This is a genomic window from Providencia rustigianii (assembly GCF_900637755.1).
In the GTDB taxonomy this organism is placed as follows: Bacteria; Pseudomonadota; Gammaproteobacteria; order Enterobacterales; family Enterobacteriaceae; genus Providencia; species Providencia rustigianii.
Window position 1 is genome coordinate 3,214,205 of the sequence record NZ_LR134396.1, and the last position, 25,996, is coordinate 3,240,200.

Consider the following 25,996-nt stretch of genomic DNA (forward strand, 5'->3'; position numbering starts at 1 on the left):
TCCTTAAAGCGAAATACTACATCATGACAACATCAAAGCGTTCTTGGCTGTATAACGGCTCAATCTGCACTTTAACTTGTTTCCCTACAAAAATTTCCACTTCCGCTAATGCGTGGGATTCGTCTCCAGTGAGCACATCAACCACGGCTTGAGAAGCGTAGACTAAGAATCGGTCTGCATCAATGGTACGATGTACTCGCACGATCTCGCGCAAGATTTCGTAGCACACGGTTTCGACTGATTTAACGGTACCGCGTCCTTGGCAAGTCGGGCAATCATCACAGAGAACATGCTCAAGACTTTCACGGGTACGCTTACGTGTCATCTCAACTAATCCTAGCTGAGAAAAACCATTGATGGTGGTTTTGACTTTATCTTTACTCAATGCCTGTTCGAGCGAGGCTAAAACTCGGCGGCGATGCTCTACATCAATCATATCGATAAAGTCGATAATGATAATGCCCCCTAAATTTCTCAATCGTAACTGACGAGCAATGGCTTGGGTTGCTTCGATGTTGGTATTGAAAATCGTCTCTTCCAAATTACGATGACCAACAAAAGCGCCGGTATTAATATCAATGGTCGTCATGGCTTCAGTTTGATCAATTATCAGATAGCCACCCGATTTCAATTCAACTTTTCGCTCCATCGCTCGTTGAATTTCATTTTCCACATCGAACAAGTCAAAGATTGGCTGATTGCCTTGATAGAGTTCCAGTTTTGCTGTCATTTCAGGAACATACTCAGCAATAAACTCTTTTAATTCTGAATAGGTTAAGCGGGAATCTACACGAATACGGTCTAATGATGCTCCAGCAAAGTCACGAATGATCCGATAGGCTAATGAAAGCTCCCCGTAAATTTTCGTTCGAGTGACATTACGCTTTTTACGCTCGATGACTTTTGCCCACAGGCGTTTTAAAAACGCCGCATCTTGTTTCACATCGTCTTCAGCTACGCCTTCTGCAGCTGTACGAATGATAAAACCGCCATTTTCGTCACAATACTGAGCGACACACGCTTTTAAGCGCTCACGTTCTGCTTCGCTTTCAATACGTTGAGAAACACCGACATGAGAAGCTCCGGGCATAAACACTAAGTAGCGAGAAGGAAGCGTGATATCTGTTGTGAGTCTAGCCCCTTTAGTTCCTAGAGGATCTTTGACCACTTGAACAATCAAATCTTGACCTTGCTTAACCAGCTCCGCAATGTCTCTTACATGGAAATTTTTCTGTTCATCACCCGCAATACATTCTGTGTGCGGCATAATATCAGAGGCGTGCAAAAAGGCGGCTTTATCCAGACCAATATCAACAAAGGCCGCCTGCATGCCAGGCAATACGCGACTCACGCGACCTTTGTAAATATTCCCTACCAGTCCTCTTTTCGCTTCTCGCTCAACATGTATTTCTTGTAAGATCCCACCATCAATGTAAGCAACGCGCGTTTCAGATGGTGTTACGTTTACTAATAGTTCCGTAGTCATGACTTCCCCTTCCCATCACCTAACGCTAAAAATCGTTGTATTAACTCTTCCGTTTCCACAAGTGGTAAACCCACTACTGCATGATAACTGCCATTGATTCGGCGTATAAAGCGTCCACCAAGGCCTTGAATTCCATAAGCGCCCGCTTTATCCATCGGTTCACCGGAATCTATATAATCCTGTATTTCAGTTAAAGATAACTCGCGGAATGTCACATCTGTCGTAATCAATGCGGTCAATGTTTCATGAGAGTTCGACAATGCAATCGCAGTCATCACCTGATGCGTCTTACCAGAAAGGTCACTGAGAATTTGTTGGGCATGAGCGGAATCTCTGGGTTTTTCTAATATTTTCCCATCAAGCACAACAATGGTATCAGCCCCTAGAACAGGGTGATTTTCTGGAGCAATCGCAACGCCAGCTAATGATTTATCTCGCGCTAAGCGCTGTACATACTCTTGCGGTGATTCTCCAACTTGCCATTTTTCTTCTACGTCAGGGCGTAGAATTTCAAATTGGTAACCAAGGAGTTGCACTAATTCACGCCGTCTAGGTGAACCTGATGCCAGATAAATTAAGCTCATAAATCGTCTTTCCAGTTATCGTCAACAGTCACATCTTAACATACTGAAAACTGGCGACGAATTTTTCGTAATAGCAAAAATAACCATGGCCACAGAATACCATTCACTAAACTATTCCAGAATACTTGAGGATGGAATAATACCTGCGAAGAGATAAATTCAGCCCAAAAAACAGCCAAATCTTGTACGGCGGTCAGTAAAACAATCACTAAAGCTTGCTGCCAAAGTGCCATATTACGTAGTAATTGATGTTTATAGGCAACCAAATAGCAAATGATACTGAATGACAGGGCATGAACGCCCAACGCAGAGCCTTGAATAGAGTCGACAATGATCCCTAAGATAAAGCTGGTTCCCACACTGACTCTATGCGGTAATGCCATCACCCAGTAGATTAAAATCAATAGCAGCCATGTTGGTCGATAAAATGCTAGCTGCTCAGGCCAAGGCATCACCTGCAAAATCAGTGCGATAAAAAATGATAACCAAATAATGGCGCGACCATTACCGCGGTACTCATCCATTGTTGTTAATCCTCCTACCCAATACCATACAATTCGCCTATTCCTTATTGTGGTTGAGGCGCCGCTTGCTCAGCGGGTTGCATGGATGATGGTAATGGTGGCCCCTGAATTTCGCTCGGCGTTGGGAGAACTTGAGGCAAGACTTTCATCAAGCGCTCATTTGCAGCACGGTAAACATCCGAAGGCCGCAATGCCGTATTAGGATCACTTTCATTACCCCATAAAAGGAGCAAATAACGTAGACGTTGTAACTCAGCACTTGGTCTTGCTGAAATAATGGTATACGCACGTTGTGTATCGTGTTTGACCGCCGAAACAACCGCAACTGGATAACCTTCAGGGAAACGTCCCCCTAATCCTGACGTCACTAACACATCACCAACACGGATATCCGTATTTTCTGGCAGAGGCTCCAACTGTAGATCATCGGCACAACCGGAACCCGCAGCGATGACTCGGATATCATTGCGTAGGACTTGTACTGGTAGAGCATGCGCAGTGTCGCAAATTAATAATACGCGACTATTGAAATTACTGGTTCCGACGACTTGCCCAACAACCCCTTTATCACTGATAACAGGTTGCCCATCATAAACACCGTCATTACTCCCTTTATCGATCACAACTTGATCTCGGTAAGGCGTATTTGCGCCTGAAATGACTTGGGTCACCATCATGTGTTCATCTTGGCGTAGTGGAGAACCCAGTAATTCACGCAGACGGGCATTTTCTTGCTTCAATTGCTCAAGAAGTAAGTTATCTGCTTTTTTCAGCAGTAATTCTTGGCGTAGCGCTTTATTTTCAAATTGAAGTTGGTCTCGAGTTGAAAAGTTCTCGGAGATATTATCAAGAAACTGACGAGGTCCGTTGGCTAAAAAATAGAATGGGCTAACCGCCGTGTCTAAATAATTACGGATTTTATTGAAAGGCTCAAAACGATGGTCAATCACCACCAGCACTAATGCAATTATAACTGCAATAAAAATGCGTAACTGTAGGGAAGGACCTCGCCTAAAAATTGGCTTCATGTATGGCTACGTTTCGCTAATGTCGGAGAATAAAAAAATAGTCAAAGCAACTGGAGCAAAACTCCAGTTGCCTATGGCGTGATTTAGTCTTCGCTAAACAAGTCACCACCGTGCATATCAATCATCTCTAACGCTTTACCGCCACCACGGGCAACACAGGTTAAAGGATCTTCAGCAACGATAACTGGGATACCAGTCTCTTCCATTAATAAACGATCTAAGTTACGCAGGAGAGCACCACCGCCCGTCAATACCATTCCACGCTCTGAAATATCAGAGGCTAATTCTGGTGGACACTGTTCTAACGCTAACATAACCGCGCTAACAATACCGGTTAACGGTTCTTGTAACGCTTCTAAGATTTCGTTGGAGTTCATTTTGAAACCGCGAGGTACGCCTTCAGCAAGGTTACGACCACGAACTTCAATTTCATAAACTTCATCAGTTGGGAAAGCCGAGCCGATTCCGTGTTTGATTCGCTCAGCAGTCGCTTCACCAATCAGAGAACCATAGTTACGGCGCACGTAATTGATAATTGACTCGTCAAAACGGTCACCACCAATACGTACAGAAGAAGAGTAAACAACACCATTCAGGGAGATAACGGCAACTTCAGTTGTACCACCGCCGATATCCACCACCATAGAACCCGTTGCTTCAGATACTGGTAAGCCAGCTCCGATTGCAGCCGCCATAGGCTCTTCAATTAAGAAGACTTCGCGAGCACCGGCACTTAATGCTGATTCGCGGATGGCTTTACGCTCAACTTGCGTTGCACCGACAGGCACACAAACTAACACGCGTGGGCTTGGGCGTAAGAAACTGTTGCTGTGAACTTGCTTAATGAAGTGTTGTAACATTTTTTCGGTTAGGAAAAAGTCAGCAATCACCCCATCTTTCATTGGGCGAATAGCTGAAATGTTACCCGGTGTACGCCCCAGCATCTGCTTAGCTTCACCACCAACCGCAGCAACACTTTTTGCCGAACCGGAACGGTCTTGGCGAATAGCGACAACAGAAGGTTCATTTAATTTGACGCCTTGTCCTTTGACATAAATGAGGGTATTGGCAGTACCCAAGTCAATCGACAGGTCATTAGAAAACATGCCACGAAATTTTTTAAACATAACGAAAGGGTTATCCTGCAAGCTGGGGACGAATAAAAACCCGTCTACTCTACCAACCACTTGAAGTTGCCTCAAGGCGTAAATCAATCACTTCATAAATATGGTTAATTCATTTATTTTCACATACTAATATTGTACATGCTTCTATACTAAACGAAGCAGATAAAAACCTCGAAAGCGACCGCTAATTCATACGTTACTGTTATCGAAAACTATTCACGCACAAATCAAGGACAGCCATCTGGTTGTTATATACTCCATCTTTATGGTCTTCCCAGTGTGACAAGCTTTAACGCCTACAAGTTCAAATATAATTTATCTATTTTAATTATTGCTATACAACCCGCTTTTTACCAACAAAATAAGTGAACTTAAATCTAGTGAATTCTATTATCAACCAAAAATAAGGCTTAAATATATCTATATGCCGATGTATAAGTCAGAGTAGGACATTTTGCATGATAAAAGCCTAGTTATGCCAGTAAAAAAATGCATTTTTACAAATTAATTACACAAGTAAAAATGCAAACACCATAATGGGGTCAAGGAAAACAATTTTACCTATGTGTAAATTAAAAAATATTTTTAATTCATCAATTAGGGGTAGATCATGAAAGCGCTTATTTTGCATCGACAAAACGACAGTATTACTCCGGAAATTAGTCATATTCCCACCGAGGATTTACCTGCGGGTGATGTGATTGTTGATATTCACTGGTCAACAATTAACTATAAAGACGCGTTAGCTATCAACGGAAAAGCAGGAGTCGTTCGCCAATATCCGATGATTCCAGGCATAGATTTCTCTGGTATTGTTCACCATAGCGAAGATCCTCGTTTTCGTATTGGGCAGCATGTACTCTTAACCGGATGGGGTGTTGGCGAAAATCATTGGGGTGGATTAGCAAGCCAAGCTAGAGTGCCAGCAGACTATTTAACTCCCCTACCTGAAGCTTTATCACTGAAACACGCAATGATTATTGGAACCGCAGGATTTACGGCAATGCTCTGTGTCAATGCTCTCGAAGACGCTGGCATCACCCCAGAAAGTGGTGAAATTATTGTCAGTGGTGCCAGTGGCGGTGTCGGAAGTATTGCTACCCAACTGTTATCAATATTAGGCTATCACGTGGTTGCCATTTCAGGACGACCTGAGAATTACGACTATCTTCAACAAATTGGCGCAAAAAGTGTGCTTCCTCGCCATGATTTCACTAACCCCGCGAAGCCCCTCGACAAACAACGTTGGGCTGGTGCTGTTGATACTGTCGGCGGAGACGTTCTCGCCAATATTTTAGCGCAAATCAATTATAATGGTGCCGTTGCCGCGTGCGGATTAGCTGGCGGGATAGCATTACCAACTACCGTTATGCCGTTTATCTTACGCAATATTCGCTTACAAGGCGTAAATTCTGTCTACCACCCTGCGGCTAAACGTCAAAAAGTCTGGGAGCGACTCACACAATTACTTCCTGAAAGCTTCTATGACCAAGTTAGCCGTGAAATTACACTAGAAGAAACCGTAGAGTGCGCCAAAAAACTCTTAAAAAATCAGATTACAGGGCGTACCTTAGTTAACCTTCAAATTTAAATCATCTACTTTTGAAATAGTGCTGTAACTATGTGGATTACCCCACAATTTATAAAATAAATTCAGGTAATTTCTCTGATAAGACCAGTATTTTGCTGCTATATGCGACGAAATAATTATAATGACCGTCCTTGTCAGTAGAAAATCTATTTATTTTTATGATAAAAGATGACAAACCGGTGACATAGAGTTATGTTGTCGGATTATTGACATATCGTCGGAGTTAGCAACACAATGACAGAAGATATTCATATTTTGCTCCTTAACGGACCGAACCTAAATATGCTGGGTTCGAGAGAACCAGACAAATATGGACCTCGTCCTCTTTCTGAAATTGTATCGAACCTGATGCAAGAAGCAGAGAATTTAGGGGTGAAGTTGAGCCATTTTCAGTCAAACGCAGAGCATGAGCTAATCGATAGAGTCCATGCTGCAAAAGATAACACTGATTATATTCTAATCAATCCGGCCGCATTTACGCATACGAGTGTTGCTTTGCGTGATGCGCTATTAGCAGTTTGTATTCCGTTTATCGAAATTCATCTGTCTAATATTTATGCTAGAGAACCCTTTCGCCATCATTCTTATTTCTCCGATATGTCAAATGGAGTTATTTGTGGTCTTGGCGCAGAGGGTTACAGTTTTGCATTGCAAGCCGCGGTTAACCGTGTGCGACAAATTAATTCAATCCAAATATAAGAGTACGGAATCATATCCATGGATATTCGTAAGATTAAAAAGCTGATCGAGCTAGTTGAAGAGTCTGGCATTTCTGAACTGGAAATTTCTGAAGGTGAAGAGTCAGTACGTATCAGTCGCATGTCAGCAGCGCCTCAAATGATGGCCGCTCCTCAGCAGTTTTACTCAGCACCTACTGCACAACAACCCGCATTATCTAATGCCGTTGCACCTGCACAAGATGCTGTAACACCAGTCGCTACAGCGGCAGTTTCTGGTCACCAAGTTCGCTCACCAATGGTTGGTACTTTCTACCGTTCTCCGAGCCCAGAAGCCAAACCATTCGTTGAAGTTGGTCAAACAGTGAATATTGGTGATCCTCTTTGCATCGTTGAAGCGATGAAAATGATGAACCAAATCGAAGCAGATAAAGCTGGTGTTGTTAAAGCTATTTTGTTGCAAAACGGTGATGCAATAGAATTTGACGAGCCATTAGTTGTCATCGAATAACGAGGCGTTTCCATGTTGGAAAAAATTGTTATCGCGAACCGTGGGGAAATTGCACTGCGTATTCTGCGTGCATGTAAAGAACTCGGCATTAAAACTGTTGCGGTTCACTCCACGGCAGATAGAGATTTAAAACACGTGTTGCTGGCAGATGAAACAATCTGCATCGGTCCAGCAGCATCAGCCAAAAGCTACTTAAATGTTCCAGCAATCATTGCGGCGGCTGAAATTTCAGGCGCACAAGCTATTCACCCAGGATACGGCTTCCTGTCTGAAAATGCGGATTTTGCAGAACAAGTAGAGCAATCAGGCTTTATTTTTATCGGCCCAAGAGCTGAAACTATCCGCCTAATGGGTGACAAAGTTTCGGCAATTAGCGCGATGAAAAAAGCCGGTGTTCCTTGCGTACCGGGTTCTGACGGCCCATTAGGCAACGACACAGAAAAAAACAAAGAAATTGCTAAACGCATCGGTTTCCCTGTCATCATCAAAGCATCTGGTGGTGGTGGTGGTCGTGGTATGCGCGTCGTTCGCAATGCAAAAGATTTAGAATCATCGATTAACCTGACTCGCGCTGAAGCAAAAGCCGCATTCAACAATGACATGGTTTACATGGAGAAATACCTTGAAAACCCACGTCACGTTGAAATTCAAGTCATGGCCGATGGTCAAGGCCATGCGGTCTACTTAGCAGAGCGTGACTGTTCAATGCAACGTCGCCACCAAAAAGTGGTTGAAGAAGCACCTGCACCGGGAATTACACCGGAAATTCGCCGTAATATCGGTGAGCGCTGTGCCAACGCATGTATTGAAATTGGTTACCGTGGTGCAGGTACCTTTGAGTTCTTATATGAAAACGGTGAATTTTATTTCATTGAAATGAATACCCGTATTCAGGTTGAGCATCCAGTAACAGAAATGATCACTGGCATTGACTTAATCAAAGAACAACTGCGTGTTGCATCTGGATTACCCCTGTCTGTGACTCAGGATCAAATCAATGTTCACGGTCATGCGATTGAATGTCGTATCAACGCAGAAGACGCGAACACATTCCTGCCAAGTCCAGGTAAAATCACCCGTTTCCACTCTCCAGGTGGCTTCGGTGTTCGTTGGGAATCACATATTTACGCGGGCTACACTGTACCTCCGTACTATGATTCCATGATTGGTAAATTAATCACCTACGGTGAAACTCGTGAAATCGCTATTGCTCGTATGAAGAATGCGCTGAACGAACTGATCATCGATGGCATTAAAACCAATATCGAACTGCAACAAATGATCATGAATGATGAAAACTTCGCCAAAGGTGGGACTAACATCCACTATTTGGAGAAAAAACTCGGTATTCAAGAATAATTACTTGAACCATTGAGATTTATCATCAAAAAACATGAATACCGGAAAGTACATTTCCGGTATTTTTTTGTTTTGAATTCATCAGATTATTGCTTTTGTTTCGCTATTTTTCACACTCAATCATTAGATTGTCGTACAATCCCCGATTATTTTTGTCACCATGAGGAGGAAAAACGGATGGATAAACGTTTTCTTCAATCAAACAGGGAAGCTCGCTGGGCACTGTATCTCACAATTGCCTATATGATCGGCTGGATAATCAGTGCTTACTTACCCAGTAATGCCATTGGTGTTACTGGACTACCATTATGGTTTGAATGGTCATGTCTGATTCTTCCCATCATTTTTATTTTACTGTGCATCATGATGGTTAAACTCATTTTCAAAGATATCCCTCTGGAGGAGAAAGATGCAGACTGAAGTTCTCCTACCCTTAATTGGTTATCTCATCCTCGTCTTTCTCCTTTCACTCTATGCGTACAAAAAACGCACTAAAGGGGAGTTTCTTAACGAGTATTTCTTAGGTAACCGTTCCATGGGCGGCTTTGTGCTCGCCATGACCATTACGGCAACCTATATCAGCGCCAGTTCATTTATTGGCGGACCAGGAGCTGCATACAAATACGGGCTTGGCTGGGTGCTTCTCTCCATGATCCAGTTACCTGCAATTTGGCTTTCCCTCGGCGTTCTAGGTAAAAAATTCGCAATTTTGGCACGACGTTATAATGCCGTTACCTTAAATGACATGCTATATGCCCGCTATCAAAGCCGCTTTTTAGTCTGGTTTGCCAGTGTCAGCTTATTGATCGCTTTCTTTGGGGCGATGACTGTACAATTTATCGGTGGTGCGCGGTTATTAGAAACCGCCGCAGGCATTCCTTACACGTATGGGCTGCTCATTTTTGGTATCTCAATTGCACTGTATACCGCCATTGGTGGTTTCCGTGCCAGTGTGCTGAACGATGCCCTCCAAGGGCTAGTTATGCTGCTGGGTACCGTAATTTTATTAGTCGCCATTATCTATCATGCAGGAGGATTACCTGCTGCCGTAGAAAAACTGCATTCCATTGATCCAAAATTGGTTTCTCCAGAAGGTGCTGATGACATATTAAGCGGTCCATTCTTAGCGTCATTTTGGGTTTTAGTCTGTTTCGGCGTAATTGGCTTGCCCCATACTGCGGTACGTTGTATTTCGTACAAAGACAGTAAAGCTGTCCATAAAGGAATTATCTTGGGCACCATCGTCATGGCAATCTTGATGTTTGGTATGCACTTTGCGGGGGCTTTAGGTCGCGCAATATTGCCGGATTTAACTATTCCTGACCAAGTAATCCCAACCTTAATGGTACAAGTCTTACCACCATTTGCTGCGGGTATTTTCTTAGCAGCCCCAATGGCCGCTATCATGTCGACCATTAACGCCCAGTTATTACAGTCATCAGCAACGATTGTGAAAGATATTTATCTCAATACGGTACCTAAACAGATTACTAATGAGAAAAGGCTGGCGCGTATTTCCAGTTTCTCAACCTTAATTTTAGGAGCGTTATTGCTGATTGCCGCTTGGAACCCACCACAGATGATCATCTGGTTAAATTTATTAGCCTTTGGTGGTTTAGAGGCGGTATTCCTCTGGCCATTAGTCCTAGGACTGTATTGGGAAAAAGCCAATGGAACAGGCGCCTTGAGTGGAATGATCGTAGGCGGCGTTTGCTACGCCATTTTCGCCTCATTCAAGATTGAAATTATGGGCTTCCACGCCATCGTTCCGTCGCTGCTCCTCAGTTTAGCTGCATTTTTGGTGGGTAACCTTTTTGGTAAAAACCCCGTACAATCGGCAGCAAATGAACTATCAACAAATTAGAATTTAAGATAAGAGAAACGAATATGCCTTGGATACAAATCAGACTAAATTCAAATGCAAGCAATGCAGAAGCACTTGGCGATGAATTAATGGAAACCGGCGCTGTTTCTGTTACTTTTCAAGATAGCCATGACACCCCAGTATTTGAGCCACTTCCGGGCGAAACGCGTTTATGGGGCGATACCGATGTTATTGCGCTGTATGATGCTGAAACTGACATGAAACTCGTGATAGCACAGCTAGAAAATAGTCCTTTGCTGGGTGCAGGTTTCGTTCATAAAATTGAACAGATTGAAGATAAAGACTGGGAACGTGAATGGATGGATAACTTCCACCCAATGCGTTTTGGTCAACGTTTATGGATCTGCCCAAGCTGGCGCGATGTACCAGATCCAACCGCTGTCAACGTGATGCTAGATCCGGGATTGGCATTCGGTACTGGCACCCACCCAACAACATCTTTGTGTCTTGAATGGCTTGATGGAATTGATCTTGAAGGTAAAACTGTGATCGATTTTGGCTGTGGATCCGGTATTTTGGCCATTGCCGCACTAAAATTAGGTGCCGCCCATGCCATCGGGATCGATATTGATCCTCAAGCAATAACCGCAAGTCGAGATAATGCTGAACGTAACGGCGTCTCAGAGCGTTTATCCCTCTATCTAGCGAAAGACCAACCTCAAGACTTACAAGCCGATGTGGTGGTTGCTAACATCCTTGCTGGCCCATTACGCGAACTGGCTCCAATGATTAGCGTTCTACCTCGTGCTGGGGGATTATTAGGCCTTTCTGGTGTTCTGGCGACACAAGCTGAAAGTGTGGCGGATGCTTATCGTGCTGACTTCGAAATTGACCCTGTCGCAGAGAAAGATGAATGGTGCCGGATCACTGGTGTCAAGCATTTTTAAAGGGTTTGCGATAAAAATCGAAGAATAATTTCTTTGTAATTAATTGCGGAATAGATTATCTTATAGCTCAAATATTGCTCAGCAATTGATGGTAATCTGTTCTGCTCGAGAACTGAACAGGCAATAATCAAAGTAATCGTTCTTTTAATGATTTGCTGTTAGAAACCATCTAACGAATTGTTAAATAACACTAATTTCATGATTTTTAAAAAATCAAGATAAAAAAGTTAGTGATAAATACGCGTTTGCTCAAAGTTTGTCCTTTCATATCTCGTAAAAAATGCGTAATATACGCGCCCTTGCAGTCACAGTATGGCCCCCATTTTAGTTATGCGAATCGGACAATATCAGTTGAGAAACTGTCTTATTGCTGCCCCCATGGCAGGCATTACAGATAAACCTTTTAGGACTCTCTGTTATGCGATGGGTGCTGGAATGACAGTATCGGAGATGCTTTCTTCTAATCCTCAAGTATGGAAGACAGACAAATCTAAGCTCAGAATGGTTCACCGTGATGAACTCGGGGTGCGTTCCGTTCAAATAGCTGGCAATGATCCTGATGAAATGGCCGCAGCAGCTCAAATTAACGTTGAGAGCGGCGCTCAAATCATTGATATCAATATGGGTTGCCCAGCTAAGAAAGTGAATCGTAAGCTTGCAGGCTCAGCATTACTGCGTTATCCGGAGATTGTTAAATCAATCCTAGAGACCGTTGTAAAATCTGTGGATGTTCCAGTAACACTGAAAATCCGCACAGGCTGGTCACCTGAAGAGCGTAACTGCATAGAGATTGCCAAGTTGGCCGAAGATTGTGGCATTCAAGCTCTCACCATTCATGGCAGAACTAGAGCCTGTTTATTTAATGGTGAAGCTGAATATGACAATATTCGGGCAGTTAAGCAGACTGTTTCCATTCCGGTTATTGCCAATGGCGACATTACTGACCCGCTAAAAGCCAGAGCTGTTTTAGACTACACAGGGGCGGATGCCTTGATGGTAGGCAGAGCAGCTCAGGGAAGACCCTGGATCTTTCGGGAAATCCAGCATTATCTGGACACAGGTGAAATATTGCCACCAATGCCTATGGCAGAGGTGAAAAGCACTATGTTAGGGCATGTACGGGAATTGCACGACTTTTATGGTCAAGGCAAGGGAGCCCGTATAGCGCGCAAACATGTTTCTTGGTACTTACAAGAACATGCACCTGATGACCAGTTTAGGCGCTCCTTCAACGCCATTGAGGATGCCAGCGAACAGCTGGAGGTGTTGGAAGCATTTTTTGAAAATTTTTGCGTAATTAAAAGATAAGAGCTGACAGAACTATGTTCGAACAACGCGTAAATTCTGACGTACTAACCGTTGCAACTGTAAATTCACAAGATCAAGTAACACAAAAACCGTTGCGTGATTCAGTTAAGCAAGCACTGAAGAACTATTTTGCTCAATTAAATAACCAAGATGTTAACGATTTATATGAGCTAGTATTGGCTGAAGTAGAACAGCCTTTGTTGGACATGGTTATGCAATATACCCGTGGAAACCAGACCCGTGCAGCCCTGATGATGGGTATCAACCGCGGAACTCTGCGTAAGAAACTGAAAAAATACGGCATGAACTAATCCTAGTCGGTTAATGCAGTGTTTTTAGAAGCCCTTTCTGATGTTAGAAAGGGCTTTTTTGTACTTAACAATTACGCCCCCTATGTCGTTCCTTCGAAATAATCACTCGCATTTCTAATACGATAATTATTTATTTTACAAATAAATCAATCTTGTTTTAATCCTATGCTTTATTCATGAGCATCATCACAATTAATAAAATCCTATTTTTTAACCCTTGCTATTTTCCAGCTAGATTTATAAATTCAAAAATCTTATTAAATTCACCAATAAAAATTGGCCATGAAAATTAAAAGGATTTGAATGACAACTATTGATTTAAGAAGTGATACACTGACAAGAATAAATAAAGAAGACTTGAATAATATAAATCACAATTATATTAGTGATGATTGTTACAATGAAGATATTTACGTGAAAGAATTAGAATCTTATATCTCTCAACTTTTTAATAAAGAAAGTGCCTTATTTATGCCATCCGGCACGATGAGTAATCAAATTGGTTTAAAAGTTTTATCCTCTTTAGGCGATGAAGTTATTACTGAAGTTGGCTACCATATTTGTTTCTTTGAATCAGCCCAAACTTCGATACTCAGTGGTTTAATTATTAATAATGTTAAAATTAAAAATGCAGCTCATCTTGCGTCTATTGCATCAAAGTATTTTCAATTGGCTTACCCTGTGGAAACCAATATTGTCATGGTAAAAACTCAAGATGCAGATAAGCTTGTGCAGTCACTAAAAAGCCATGGAATATTATCGACTGCTTGGACATCCGATATTGTACGTTTTGTTACTAGCAGTAATATTTCAGAGTCTATGATAATGCAGATAGACCCCCTATTTCAAAAAATAGAGTTTTTTTAATATGATAAATAAAATCATGAAAACTCGATTTTTATCGGGTATCTCATTTTACAGTTTCCTTCCATTTTTTTCTTTATACCTTCTTCATTATAAAAATATAAACGAGAGCCATATTGCTATTATTATATTTACATTCTTATTCATTAGCCGAGCATTTTCTCTTTTCACACACTTTATTATTAGCTATCTGAACTATAAAATAACACTATTTTTAAGTTACTTAATTTCTTGTTTATCCATTCTTTCTATCTATTTCATTTCAAATTTTTACTTTATATTTTTATCAACTGCTTTTATCGGTGCAGGGTTTTCTATTGCTAATGTCTGTTGTAGTTTATTCATCGCTGAAAGTCATAATCATTCAGAAAGAGTGAAAAATTTTCCAATATTAAATGTTATTGTCAATCTTTCATCTGCATTGGGAGGAGCTATAGGAGAGTGGTTTTATAATGGATTTTATTCTGGTGTAATTTTTCTTCCTGCCTGCATTATGTTTTTTGCTGCTCTATATTCACTAACTATCATTGATATAAAGCATGTTAAGCCAATCCCAAACCAACAAAACAAAATAACCGTCAGTCTTTTTGAATGGATAGTTTTTTTGGGTTATAGCGCTATTCCCTTTTTTATGTTGGGTTTAGTTTTTCGAAATCTGGCTTACTTGTTTGAATTAAATTATCAAGGTGGTAGCGACTATATTAGTGTCTCTTATTTGTTTATTTTGAATGCGTTTATGATCATATCCCTCCAAATAAAAATCACGCAATTAATTGATAAACAAACAAAAATAGCCCAATCCATTATTTATAAATTTAGCATAATCTTAATAGCGGTACTGTTGTTATTTCTAAACTTTAGTGCATTGATGCAAATCTATTTACTCATCATCTTATTTACCTTCAGCGAGCTCATTTGGAGTCCATACAACAATAGCCTCGCGATTGAAAAGTGCCCATTTAACAACCAAAAATTGTCACTTTCGATCTGTATTTTCTTTTGGGGGCTCGCAGAATCCTTTGGGGCATATGTCGGGATTATCGCTAATCAAGATCAAATACATATTTTTATCCCAGTGACATTGCTTTCACTACTGATTCTCTTATTTGGAATTGAATATATTATCAGCATGAGGAAACAACATGAAAACCATCATATTTCTGGAATGTAATATCTCAGGCACTGGCGTCAAGGCCATTAAGATAGCCAAAGAAAGAGGGTATCACACTGTACTTTTTACTAAAGAAAATGATTTTTATAACCTATTAGCAGATAACCCAACGCTCTATGTTGATACCCTCGTTGAACTAAATACAGACTGTATTGCCTCCATTCTTAGTCATGCAATGGAGCTTGATACCCATGGTATCGTGGCTTTTGATGACTACCGACTCATCAATGCTGCCGCTGTATCCCATGCTCTAGGGCTGCCTGCACCAAACTTAACTTCACTTGCAACTTGCCGATATAAACATCAAACTCGACAGCAGCTACATCACCTTGATGCCAATTGTCGCTATAAAGTGTGTAATATCAATAGCACATTAGATATCTCAAAAATGTGTTTTCCTTTAGTCGTTAAACCTTGTGATGACAGTGGCAGCAGTAAAGTGACGGTTTGCCATTCAATGGAAGATCTCGATTTAGCTATAAAAGAATTAACCGAATTCAGAACGAACCATCGAGGATATAAACTTTCGTCAACCTATCTCGTTGAAGAGTTTATTGAAGGTGATGAATATAGCGCAGAGGCTTATTGGGACACAACATTAGCGTGCTGGCAAATTTTGGGGATCACAAAAAAATATACGACATCAGGAAAATATTCCGTCGAAATTGGTCATGACTTCCCTTATGAATCACCATTATCTGCAAAGATAATACAGACGGTTATTCTCTGGCTAACTCACGTTAATTTATCCCATACCGTCGCCCATGTTGAATTTAAGCTGCATAACAATGATATAAAACTGATTGAAATTAACCCTCGAGTCGCCGGAGGGATGATTGATAAGCTTTGTGAAAGAGCTACAGGCTTCGATTTAATCGAATGTTATCTTTCTTTGCATGTCAAAAACATGGCGTATACACCACCGCAGCATCATGTCCCGAAATATACTGCAATTCGTTTTTTAACCTCCGAAAAATTAGGCGTTATAACAAAGATCCAAGTCAATTCATTATCCTCGACGCCTTTATTATTCAATTTTGTACCGACACCAATACAAGTTAATGCACTAAAAGACAGTTACAGCCGTCTTGGCTATGTCATCACCGAAGCTCAAAAAGCTGAGTTAGCTGCTCAATTCGCAGAAAAATGGTTAAGAAGCGTAGAAATTCAATACCAAGAAAAACCAATATAAACCTAAGCCTATACTAAATTTTTATTCCGTATTCGAACATTTATCGACTTTATCTTCAGCTAACAGTTTTTATTTCCCGTTAGCTGAAATTTATTTGGATAAATAATAATATTAATTTGTTGTAATTTCTGTAAGCCTAGCTCTTAACTCCCATAACCTAGGGAAATACTTTATATTTAATTTTTCAGAAAGTTTATCTAGATTATCACCCTTAGTCCCAATACTTCCATGCCCAAGGGTTCTAACTGCAATTTTATAATGACGAACTCTCCATGTCGATATCATGTCATCCCATTGAACCAAAATCTCACATAGATTATATAATTCACTGTGTGCTTGATGAATATATATCTGTATAAGATCAATTTCATTTTCTTTTATATATTGTTCAAATTGCTCGGCTAGAAATCGTCCTTGTATACCTAAATTTTTCCAGCCCGGTGATTCCATTCCGGAACCATTTCCAAATGCAGGGCGAATTTTTAAAAAATCCCAAGGAGTCATAAATGTTAAAATTTCGAGTTGTCCGATTATTAAACGAATACACTCAAGAGCACGTGTGACTAATGCGATCACTTTTGATAGCTTCATATCTTTTAGCTGATTTAAGGCTTCTTTGAGCTCCTCATTATGCAGTTTTAGCCATAACTCTGTAGATTGGTGGGTTATTTGAAATAGCAACTCATCGCGGTCTAACCATTGTTCACTATTTTTTTGCAAAGATAACAATATTTTTGATTTTATATATTTTTCATAATCATTATTCCCATCACCTGAAAGTAATGATTTAGAATAATCTTTATTTTTATTCATAGTTAGTCCTTATAATAATTTAGCTTATAGAATAAAAAATCACTGATTTATAATTAATATAGCCAGAATAACAATAGCAAAAAAAAATCAATTAAATTTTAAATATTAATTTAAGCATCATAATAAAGTTTAACACTAGCTAATAAACACGTATAAAAATCAAAAAATAAATTATTGGAACCTTAAATTTAAGAATAAAATAAAGCATTAAAAACTCTGATGGTAACCCAAGAAAACCCAATATAAGCCCTAAGCCTATACTGAGTTTTTATTTTTAATTGTGACTCAATCAATCTTACTCAATTAGGCAACTTTAGGTTCAGCTAACACTCGGGTATCACTCGTTAGCTGAAACTTACTCACCGACTGTTGTAACTCTTCAGTTTGGTGCTCTAAAGAGCTAGCGGCCGTGGCAACTTGTTCAACTAAAGATGCGTTCTGCTGCGTCACACTGTCCATCTGAGTGATAGCAACACCGACTTGAGCAATACCTTTACTCTGTTCTTCTGAAGCCGTCGTGATCTGCTTCATAATTGCGGTCACTTGATTAATACCTTGCAGAATATTGGTCATCGTTGAGCCCATTTCATGAACTAAATGCGTCCCTTTTTCTACACATGTACTCGACTCGGCAATCAATTTTTCAATTTCCATTGCGGCATCGGCACTATGACTGGCCAACTTACGAACCTCGGCGGCAACCACCATAAACCCGCGACCATGAACCCCAGCTCTCGCGGCTTCAATCGAGGCATTTAATGCCAAGATATTGGTTTGAAAACTGATATCATTCATCATGCTAATAATGTCTGAAATCTTCTTCGAACTTTGCGAAATTTCGCCCATAGTACTCACAACCGACTCAACGATGGAATCCCCTTGATTCGCCACCACAAATGCATCTGCTGCCAGCTGATTCGCTTGATGGGTATTTTCAACATTGAGCTGTACTGCGGCGGTGATCTCTTCCATACTCGCAGCCGTTTCTTCTAACGCTGCAGCCTGTTGCTCCGTTCTTGATGATAAATCACTATTCCCATTAGAAATTTCTGTCGCGCCTCGATAAATACTTTCACTCCCATTGCGAATAGTGAGTACAGCCTCGCGTAAACTATTTTGCATCTCATCTAATAATGGAAATAAACGCCCAGCACAGTTACGCCCAAAAGGTTCTATTGGTTGGCTTAGATCTCCTTTGGCAATTTGCGTAAAATACTGGCGGATCCTATCCAATGGTCGCTGCATCATATGAACCAGATAGCGGTCTGTAAAAATCAGAATGAATAAACCAAAAATGGCAGCAACGACAATAACAATACGAGTGATGCTCATTAGCCCATCAACTGTCTCCCGCGTGTGTTCAATCATGACATCGGCACTTTGATTGAATTGAGTGATAGCCGCACCAAAAGCGCGACTTAAAACAGGGGTCACATTATGTGCATGAGCAAGATAGGCATTTTTATCATCTCCCATAGAGATAGCCAGTTGAGGTTTCACGCCCTCATCAAGTAACGCCTGCCATGAATTAATCACTTGATCCGCAATCTCTTTATCCATGGGCCCCGGAGAAATAGATTTCATTTCTTCCAGATATTTCTCCATGTTAACCAACGCGTCTTTAACTAGGGTATAGTCACCCTCTTTTCCTTCATTTTTAGTTTCCATGACTCGGGTTAAACGGGTAACAAAACGAAAATACTGGTCATTTCCCTGACTCAGTACGGTCATCTGTTTTACCAATTGCCGGTCAACATGAATACCATCGGAAATACGGGAAAGGGACCAGCCGGTAAATAGACTGATTCCACCTAAATTTAGACATAGAATGCCTAACAGTACGAGCATCACAGCACGTATTGAATAGTTACGGAGTTTCTGCATGGAATTTCTCTTTTGGTGAGATAAAATGGTAATTGTTTAATTTATCGGCTTCATAACGAAAAATTTTAATAATTTACAATCACTTCTTTCTCTTTTTATTGAATAAATTCCTCACAATACCCTTACTTTAAACATGGCTTAGCGCTTGATTTTTAAACACTCTTTTTTATTTGCTTTAAGATACACAGCAAATTAATTCCACTTAAACAAACTACCCAGTTTGTGATTGGTATCCCAAACATCAGTTTCTGTAAATTAAAGCAAAAATCTGTTTTCTCTCTTGAGCTTCCCCCTACAGGAAGTTATATGGTAGCAAGCGTATTAAGACAACTAAATATTAGAAAAACTGCAAAAATAACCTGCTGTTATATTGATAGATTGCCATTTCCACCCACATGGAATGGACATTATTTAATTTCTCTGGAGTGATAGGTAACTTATGAAAAAGCTATTATTAACCGCCCTGCTAGCCACCTCTTTCTCATCGATGGCAGCGATCAATACGATTGAGCTATATAAAGATGAAAATTGTGGCTGCTGCCATCTTTGGGGGGAAGCTGTTAAAGCAGCAGGATATGATGTCAAAGTGAATGATGTCTCTTACGAAGAAATCGATAAGATTAACCAAGAAGCTAACTTACCGCTGTCTTTACGTAGCTGCCATACCGCTAAAATTAATGGGAAATTGATCGTTGGGCATGTGCCACTCGATAGTTTAGCAAAAATAAGTACACTTCCTGCTGATGTTGTAGGTATCGCGGTAGGCGGTATGCCTGCTGGTAGTTTAGGCATGGAACAGCCTAGTGGATTTAAGCAACCTTATTCTGTAATGAGTTTTAAAAAGGATGGCAGCCAAGCCGTTTTCCAAACCTATTAATCCTTTCTCCTAAAAAAAGGTACAGCAAACCCTGCTGTACCTTTGACAGTTATTTTTACAACGAGATTTGAAAAATTAACGGTATATCGGTAACAAATTAAACTGCGCTAACAACTGACAAATAATGCCAACTACACCAAAGGCTATAACGGCATAGATTAGCCCCTTGCCTCCCCAGACTTTAAACCGTGATTCAGGGAAGCGCTCTCTCACTTTTAGTGCCATAACTGCTGGACAAATAATTGCCCAGATACAGGCTGCCATTCCCGCATAAGCAATCGCAATTAAAAAGCCATTAGGAAATAGCATGCACAAAATCAGTGGTGGTAAGAAACATAATAGTGCAGCTTTCATTCTGCCTGATGAATTATCGTTAAGATTTAAAGAGGCAAGAATGTAATCAAATAAGCCAATTGCCACACCTAAGAAAGAACAAAATACTGCACTGATAGAAAACCATAATAGGAAGGTTGCAATATGAGGGCTACTTAATACTGCATACAGAGATTCAATGAATGCATCAAGATTCCCCCCTTTATTGATAATAGTTAAAAACTCCGTTCTTGGTAAATTACCCATCGTTCCCAATATCCAAAGGAAGTAGAGTACTAATGCCAACACGCACCCAATCACGCAGCTTTTCACAACCTTTCTTTCATTTTCATGGTACAACTTATACAAACTACAGACGTTTCCATGATACCCAAACGACGTAATCGCATAAGGAATAATAATAAAGACAAATGGTAACAAAGATAACTGACTATCTCCGACTGGAGATTTCAATAATAAATCAGTTTTGACAATTAAAAATAGCCCTGAAAATGCAAGAATAAACAAAACAATTTTAATAAATAAGAACAGTGAAGTTAAGCGACTAGCTGCTATTCCGCTCCACCAAATACTGGCACCTAATACTAAGGTAAAACAAATAAATACAATATTTAAATTAACTTTAAATCCATATATTGCTGAAGCTTCTTTTATCACTGATCCAGCCGCAGAAATATAGGCGTATATCAATATATATAAAACAAATATCAATGCTGCATTGGCTACATAGCAAGCCCACTTAGGTAATAATTCTTTAGATATATAAAAGTAGTTAGTGCCTGCTCCATATTTAGAAATGCATTCTAAAATATAAATCCCTGAATGAAACATAAAAAAACAAACAATCAGTAATATTACAATCGAGTTAATAAACCAAGCTCCTGCCATAATAGTTGGCAAGCTAAACATACCCGCCCCTATCATTGCACCGCCTAGCACAAAACCCCCTACCATAATGGAGGGTTCTTTCTTGGCTGTCGAATTGTTCATGTTGTTGTTCACCTTACGAAATAAGGGATAAGGTTCCCGCATTGCACGGGAACCCACAGAGCGACTTATTATTTGATAGGTTTTAATCTTGCAGTAAAGTGTCTCAATACTGGTGGCTCATATTCGAAATCTAAGCCTTTCAGTGTGGCAAATTTATCTTTTAAGCCAATCAGAGCATCTGCAATATAATCCATATGGTCGTTGGTATAAACACGTCTTGCGATGGTTAAACGCATGAACTCCATATCCGCATGTTTTTGTTTACCTGTTTCAGGGTCACGACCTAATAAGAATGAACCGATTTCAACAGCACGAACCCCTGACTCTAAATACAATGCATTTATCACTGCTTGAGCTGGGAATTGATCACCAGGGATCTGCGGTACCAATTTTTTACAGTCAACGAATACCGCATGCCCACCGGTAGGATATTGAATCGGAATGCCGCCTTCACGTAAACGATCGCCCAAATACTTCACTTGACCGATACGATAATGCAGATAATCTTCCCCAGCACCTTCTTCTAAACCTTGCACCATTGCCGCCATATCACGACCGGCTAAACCGCCATAAGTTACGAAGCCTTCCATTGGTACGCAACGCTGTCTTGCTAAGGTAAAGATTTTTTCATCATTTCTAATCGCAACCAGACCACCAATATTTAATAGTGGGTCTTTTTTCGCTGACATGGTTAATGCGTCAGCATATTTGTACATATCCAGAATAACTTCTTTGATCGTCGCGTTTTTATATTTAGGGTCACGCTCTTTAATGAAATAGGCGTTTTCACAGAAACGAGCAGAGTCCATAACAACAAAAATATTATGTTGTTTTGCAATTTCATACACTTCTTTCAAATTATCCATTGCGACTGGCTGACCACCAGCACTGTTACACGTTACTGTGGAAACGATAGCAACCACGTTTTCAGCACCATGTTTTGCAATATTATCTTTTAATTTTTGGATATCAAAGTTACCTTTCCAATCATCATAAGTTTCTGAGTCATAGGCTTTTTCGGTAACGATGTTAATTGCTTTACAACCATTTAATTCAACATGAGCAGCGGTAGTATCAAAGTGGAAGTTAGAAATAAATACTGGCTTTTTCCCACCACCTTGCTCTTGTTTTACTTTGAGTAAAACAGGGAACAACATATTTTCTGCACCACGGCCTTGGTGAGCTGGGATCACATAATCATAGTCAAACATCTCTTTGACTTTATCTTTCAAATCATAATAGTTGCGAGAACCAGCATAAGCCTCATCACCCGTGATCATTGCTGCCCATTGGCGGTCACTCATTGCGTTAGTACCGGAGTCAGTCAGTAAGTCAATATAGACCGCGCTACTTGGTAATAGGAATGGGTTATAACCTGCTTCTTTCAATGCAGCTTCACGTTCTTCTCTTGATGGAATACGGATGTTTTCTACCATTTTAATGCGGAACGGTTCTACGATTCTTTTAGCCATGATAATACCTTTAATTTTTCATCAAATAATAAAAATAAAATAGCAATTCGAACTTATAAAAATAAGCGAATAAGTCTTTTGAGAGAGAAAAAAGAAAGGTTATTTATTTGGAAAGAAAAAGGCTAAAGAAATGTCAACATTGAACCATTTCTTCATATAGAAGAAATGCCTAGATTTGAGGGACTCACTTAACAAGAACATACTATTACTCCTATCAGCAAGGAATTAGTACAACCATGAGTATGGTATATAACAATTTTTAGATAAAATTAATCGTAATTGTCTATTATTTGTATCTCTATCACAGAATGAATCAAATCCGCCTACGCATTATGATTAGCATCACAGTATTTATATATTAATTAAGTTTATTAGCTATTATACAATAGTTAATTATTAGTGTTTTTATATTGAAATAATTCTACGTAATAAAATCTTTAATCATCTAAAACTAAAAGACTATTTAACTTAGGTTGGAATAAATATAAGTAAAGCCAGATACAATGGCTTTACTTATTAAAATAATGATTAACAATTATTCGGCATCTTTGCCATATTTTGGTGATCTTGGCCCATACAGAATGCCATTCGGCTTACCAGCAGATAACAATCTCACACTCGTAATGCCCGCAATGCCATAACTCTTATCAGTCATTGTATCTGCGATTTGGTTAACAACGGCAGAGACTAAGATACCGACAATACCATTAGATGATGAGTTACCTTCTGTACTTGATGCCGTCGCCGACCCACTCCAGAGTAAAGCGCCTGTGCGCGCATCAACTAATTTGGCACTCGCCGTGACTCGGGTATCACTTGCAATGACCTGATAGCTAGTTCCATATTCAGTAATGCTCAAATACAAAATGGCATCATTACCAAAAATTTCACGTAATTTTGCAGGAGGAACAGCCTGAATATCACCCGCGTTTGTCATCCCATTTTGTTTGAAAGTTTCTTCAACAACAGCAACAGGGAAAACATAATAACCCGCTTCCGCTAATGGCAGGGTTGTTTGGGCTAATAACCCATGGCTAGCTTGTACTTCAGGCGTACTATTTTGAGGCAATAAAACCAAAATACTTTTAGGCTTACTTTGCTTAAATGCACTGTAATCTACTTTAGTTGGTTGCGCACACCCAGCCAGCAGCCACGCCATAATTAAACTACTCATAATCATTAAGCGTTTCATTTTATTTTCCCTTTATTTTTCATTAGAAAATCCATGTAAGCGGCAGATTCTGGATACAACGCTTTTTCTGTTTTGAATTCAGCCATCGCTGAATCAATCGCACCTGTTGTTGAATACAGTAATCCTAAATGCGCATGTAAACCTGGGGCGACTGCGAGCCCTTTGGCTTTACTTGTCTCAATATTTTTTTTCAGTACTTCAATTTGTTCTTGCGGGCTAGTTTCAGTTTGCTGGTAATATTGATATACCGTTGTTTGATAGCCATCCCAGTTATATATCGGCTTTGGTTCATTAGCACAGCCATTTAATAAAATAGCACTTGCGATAATGAGCAATAATTTAGTTTTCATCATATTCCCTTATTTTGCAGGCTGCCAAGTACCACTTTCAATGCCTGATACTAAGTTATTTACCGCTTCCCTAATCGCTAAGTCTAAAACTTTACCATTCAAAGTAGAGTCATAACTTGCAGTACCACCGAAGCCAATCACCTCTCTGTTAGAGAGTTCATATTCCCCTGCACCTTGAGCAGAGAATACAACTTCCGATGTTTGAACATTAACAACATTTAAATTTACTTTGGCATAGGCTATTTGTGATTTACCGCGGCCTAAAATACCAAAGAGTTGGCGGTCGCCGACTTCTTTGCGTCCAAACTCAGTGACATCTCCAGTAATAACATAAGTCGCCCCTTTTAATTGTTGGGTCTGACCTTTAATTCCGGCTTCTTCTTTTAATTCCTGCATATTAGTACGGTCTAATACATTGAATCGCCCAGTTTGTTGCAAATGTGTTGTCAGAATAGTTTTTGACTGATTACCTAAACGATCAACGCCATCAGAAAAAATACCATTCATATAACTAGAACGATTATCAAATTTTCCTATTGATATTGGGTTTTTAGGACCAGAGTAATTCGTATTATAGGTAGCGACTTTCTCTACCGCTAACGAGCGTGATGACTCACTAGCACAACCACTTATTAATGCACTTGCAACAAAAATAGAAGCAATACTTATTTTGGATATATTCATTTAGCACTCTCAATTAGATTTCATATTTATATTATTTATTACTTTTTTATTTTGCATCAATAGCAGAAATTACTCCAGTTCAAATAGCACTCTCACTGAGATAATTTGAATGTGTTTAAGATATTTATATTTATACTTTATTTATGAATAAATTAAACACAATGAAATAATTTAATCTAATTTCATTTATTTAGGATTAGTCTATTTTTAATATAACAAAAAAGTAACGCTATTCGTTCATTACGTTAAAGAATATTTGAGAATAATCTCAATTGAATTAGATAAGAGTGAAATTTAACCACTCTAACGATTTACTCAATAGAAACCACATAATTCAATAGTCTCTATGTGGTTTCTATCTCAATTTGAATATGCTTAATGTTTATTTTCCAAATAACTTTTTAGTATATTTGTCAGATATTGCACTTCTTTTTCCATCCGCTTCAAAATAGCGATCCACATGGCACTTTTGCTCATTCACATCGCAAAAAATACCATTCGCAAACGTCACGGCGGTTTTATCAAAATCCCCCGCATTTTGAATCGCCTTGGCTTGCTTGCTACCTAAATATTTCTGCGTTAACTCAACAGAAACGCCCTCTTTTCCGCTGACACAAACAAACTTATCGCATAACACATTTTTTTCTGGCGATGTTAATACTGGCGCTGTTTTAGCATTGGCCAGCATGGGAGATAGTGCAATCGCGAGTCCAAATACTGAGATAACGTTTAAATTCATATGGCACCTTCAAGCTAAGTAATAACCGTAATGATAACGTCAGATTTGACTATAAAAACCGATTTTAATTCCATGAATTTCTAGCCATCTCATCTTTACTGCAAACAATATCCAAATCCTGCACAATTTTAACCTTTCATTAACATAACGGATTGTG

At 39.8% G+C, this 25,996-nt stretch carries 26 protein-coding genes; 13 read left to right on the plus strand and 13 right to left on the minus strand.

What is annotated here, in order from left to right:
• Positions 1–16: 16 nt before the first annotated feature.
• The 5 genes from rng to EL244_RS14800 all read right to left on the minus strand — a co-directional run bounded on the left by rng (position 17) and on the right by EL244_RS14800 (position 4,749).
• Positions 17–1,486, minus strand: coding sequence for a ribonuclease G (rng, locus tag EL244_RS14780; protein WP_006814246.1), 1,470 nt, complete (start codon positions 1,484–1,486; stop codon positions 17–19).
• Positions 1,483–2,070 carry a Maf family protein gene (locus EL244_RS14785; protein ID WP_126461876.1) on the minus strand — a complete coding sequence of 196 codons (588 nt, stop codon included), beginning with the start codon at positions 2,068–2,070 and terminating at the stop codon, positions 1,483–1,485. The genes rng and EL244_RS14785 overlap by 4 nt, the downstream gene beginning before the upstream one ends.
• Positions 2,071–2,105: 35 nt before the next feature.
• Positions 2,106–2,594, minus strand: coding sequence for a rod shape-determining protein MreD (mreD, locus tag EL244_RS14790; protein WP_006814248.1), 489 nt, complete (start codon positions 2,592–2,594; stop codon positions 2,106–2,108).
• Positions 2,595–2,638: 44 nt separating this feature from the next.
• Positions 2,639–3,622, minus strand: a complete 984-nt coding sequence (mreC, locus tag EL244_RS14795) for a rod shape-determining protein MreC (RefSeq protein WP_006814249.1) — start codon at positions 3,620–3,622, stop codon at positions 2,639–2,641.
• A gap of 83 nt (positions 3,623–3,705) precedes the next feature.
• The gene (locus EL244_RS14800; RefSeq protein ID WP_039854762.1) at positions 3,706–4,749 is read right to left on the minus strand and encodes a rod shape-determining protein; all 1,044 of its coding nucleotides are present in this window, start codon (positions 4,747–4,749) and stop codon (positions 3,706–3,708) included.
• A gap of 610 nt (positions 4,750–5,359) precedes the next feature.
• On the opposite strand from EL244_RS14800, the gene acuI reads away from it, so the two are divergent.
• From acuI to EL244_RS14860, 12 genes are all read left to right on the plus strand, one after another.
• Positions 5,360–6,340 (plus strand): acrylyl-CoA reductase (NADPH), encoded by a 981-nt coding sequence (gene acuI, locus EL244_RS14805; protein WP_126461879.1) that lies wholly within the window; start codon positions 5,360–5,362, stop codon positions 6,338–6,340.
• A gap of 234 nt (positions 6,341–6,574) precedes the next feature.
• Positions 6,575–7,039, plus strand: coding sequence for a type II 3-dehydroquinate dehydratase (aroQ, locus tag EL244_RS14810; RefSeq protein ID WP_115164697.1), 465 nt, complete (start codon positions 6,575–6,577; stop codon positions 7,037–7,039).
• Positions 7,040–7,057: 18 nt separating this feature from the next.
• Complete coding sequence (accB, locus tag EL244_RS14815) at positions 7,058–7,528, plus strand: acetyl-CoA carboxylase biotin carboxyl carrier protein (RefSeq protein ID WP_126461883.1); 471 nt, start codon at positions 7,058–7,060, stop codon at positions 7,526–7,528.
• A 12-nt stretch (positions 7,529–7,540) separates the two neighbouring features.
• Positions 7,541–8,887: an acetyl-CoA carboxylase biotin carboxylase subunit gene (gene accC / locus EL244_RS14820; protein WP_006814255.1), complete on the plus strand. Its 1,347-nt coding sequence runs from the start codon at positions 7,541–7,543 to the stop codon at positions 8,885–8,887.
• Between the two features lie 177 nt (positions 8,888–9,064).
• Positions 9,065–9,307, plus strand: coding sequence for a DUF997 family protein (locus tag EL244_RS14825; protein WP_006814256.1), 243 nt, complete (start codon positions 9,065–9,067; stop codon positions 9,305–9,307).
• Positions 9,297–10,751, plus strand: coding sequence for a sodium/pantothenate symporter (panF, locus tag EL244_RS14830; RefSeq protein WP_006814257.1), 1,455 nt, complete (start codon positions 9,297–9,299; stop codon positions 10,749–10,751). The genes EL244_RS14825 and panF overlap by 11 nt, the downstream gene beginning before the upstream one ends.
• 23 nt (positions 10,752–10,774) lie before the next feature.
• Positions 10,775–11,659: a 50S ribosomal protein L11 methyltransferase gene (gene prmA / locus EL244_RS14835; protein WP_006814258.1), complete on the plus strand. Its 885-nt coding sequence runs from the start codon at positions 10,775–10,777 to the stop codon at positions 11,657–11,659.
• Between the two features lie 330 nt (positions 11,660–11,989).
• Complete coding sequence (dusB, locus tag EL244_RS14840; protein WP_039854958.1) at positions 11,990–12,967, plus strand: tRNA dihydrouridine synthase DusB; 978 nt, start codon at positions 11,990–11,992, stop codon at positions 12,965–12,967.
• A 14-nt stretch (positions 12,968–12,981) separates the two neighbouring features.
• Positions 12,982–13,278: a DNA-binding transcriptional regulator Fis gene (fis, locus tag EL244_RS14845; protein ID WP_004258438.1), complete on the plus strand. Its 297-nt coding sequence runs from the start codon at positions 12,982–12,984 to the stop codon at positions 13,276–13,278.
• 303 nt (positions 13,279–13,581) lie between these two features.
• On the plus strand, positions 13,582–14,145 hold the full coding sequence (locus tag EL244_RS14850; protein WP_126461887.1) for a beta-eliminating lyase-related protein: 564 nt from the start codon (positions 13,582–13,584) through the stop codon (positions 14,143–14,145).
• Between the two features lies 1 nt (position 14,146).
• Complete coding sequence (locus EL244_RS14855; RefSeq protein ID WP_230084809.1) at positions 14,147–15,313, plus strand: MFS transporter; 1,167 nt, start codon at positions 14,147–14,149, stop codon at positions 15,311–15,313.
• Positions 15,285–16,505, plus strand: coding sequence for an ATP-grasp domain-containing protein (locus tag EL244_RS14860; RefSeq protein WP_126461890.1), 1,221 nt, complete (start codon positions 15,285–15,287; stop codon positions 16,503–16,505). Before EL244_RS14855 ends, EL244_RS14860 begins: the two co-directional genes overlap by 29 nt.
• Positions 16,506–16,616: 111 nt before the next feature.
• On the opposite strand, the gene EL244_RS14865 is transcribed toward EL244_RS14860, so the two are convergent.
• Both EL244_RS14865 and EL244_RS14870 read right to left on the minus strand, forming a co-directional pair.
• Positions 16,617–17,318 carry a tryptophan 2,3-dioxygenase family protein gene (locus EL244_RS14865; RefSeq protein ID WP_126461893.1) on the minus strand — a complete coding sequence of 234 codons (702 nt, stop codon included), beginning with the start codon at positions 17,316–17,318 and terminating at the stop codon, positions 16,617–16,619.
• A 303-nt stretch (positions 17,319–17,621) separates the two neighbouring features.
• On the minus strand, positions 17,622–19,202 hold the full coding sequence (locus EL244_RS14870) for a methyl-accepting chemotaxis protein (RefSeq protein WP_112837363.1): 1,581 nt from the start codon (positions 19,200–19,202) through the stop codon (positions 17,622–17,624).
• A 439-nt stretch (positions 19,203–19,641) separates the two neighbouring features.
• Between EL244_RS14870 and EL244_RS14875 the strand changes: the two genes are divergently transcribed.
• A complete protein-coding gene (locus EL244_RS14875; protein WP_006814266.1) occupies positions 19,642–20,079 on the plus strand; it encodes a DUF411 domain-containing protein in 438 nt (145 codons plus the stop codon).
• A 75-nt stretch (positions 20,080–20,154) separates the two neighbouring features.
• Here EL244_RS14875 and EL244_RS14880 read toward each other — a convergent pair whose 3' ends face one another.
• The 6 genes from EL244_RS14880 to EL244_RS14905 form a co-directional block, all read right to left on the minus strand.
• Entirely contained in the window at positions 20,155–21,321 is a 1,167-nt protein-coding gene (locus EL244_RS14880) for an aromatic amino acid transporter (protein WP_230083566.1), read from the minus strand.
• Between the two features lie 149 nt (positions 21,322–21,470).
• Positions 21,471–22,874 (minus strand): tryptophanase, encoded by a 1,404-nt coding sequence (locus EL244_RS14885; protein WP_006814268.1) that lies wholly within the window; start codon positions 22,872–22,874, stop codon positions 21,471–21,473.
• A gap of 535 nt (positions 22,875–23,409) precedes the next feature.
• A complete protein-coding gene (locus EL244_RS14890; protein WP_006814269.1) occupies positions 23,410–24,066 on the minus strand; it encodes a DUF799 domain-containing protein in 657 nt (218 codons plus the stop codon).
• Positions 24,063–24,419, minus strand: coding sequence for a DUF4810 domain-containing protein (locus EL244_RS14895; RefSeq protein WP_006814270.1), 357 nt, complete (start codon positions 24,417–24,419; stop codon positions 24,063–24,065). The genes EL244_RS14890 and EL244_RS14895 overlap by 4 nt, the downstream gene beginning before the upstream one ends.
• A gap of 6 nt (positions 24,420–24,425) precedes the next feature.
• Positions 24,426–25,100 carry a CsgG/HfaB family protein gene (locus EL244_RS14900; RefSeq protein ID WP_126461896.1) on the minus strand — a complete coding sequence of 225 codons (675 nt, stop codon included), beginning with the start codon at positions 25,098–25,100 and terminating at the stop codon, positions 24,426–24,428.
• A gap of 382 nt (positions 25,101–25,482) precedes the next feature.
• Complete coding sequence (locus tag EL244_RS14905; protein ID WP_006814272.1) at positions 25,483–25,839, minus strand: YcgJ family protein; 357 nt, start codon at positions 25,837–25,839, stop codon at positions 25,483–25,485.
• Positions 25,840–25,996 lie beyond the last annotated feature (157 nt).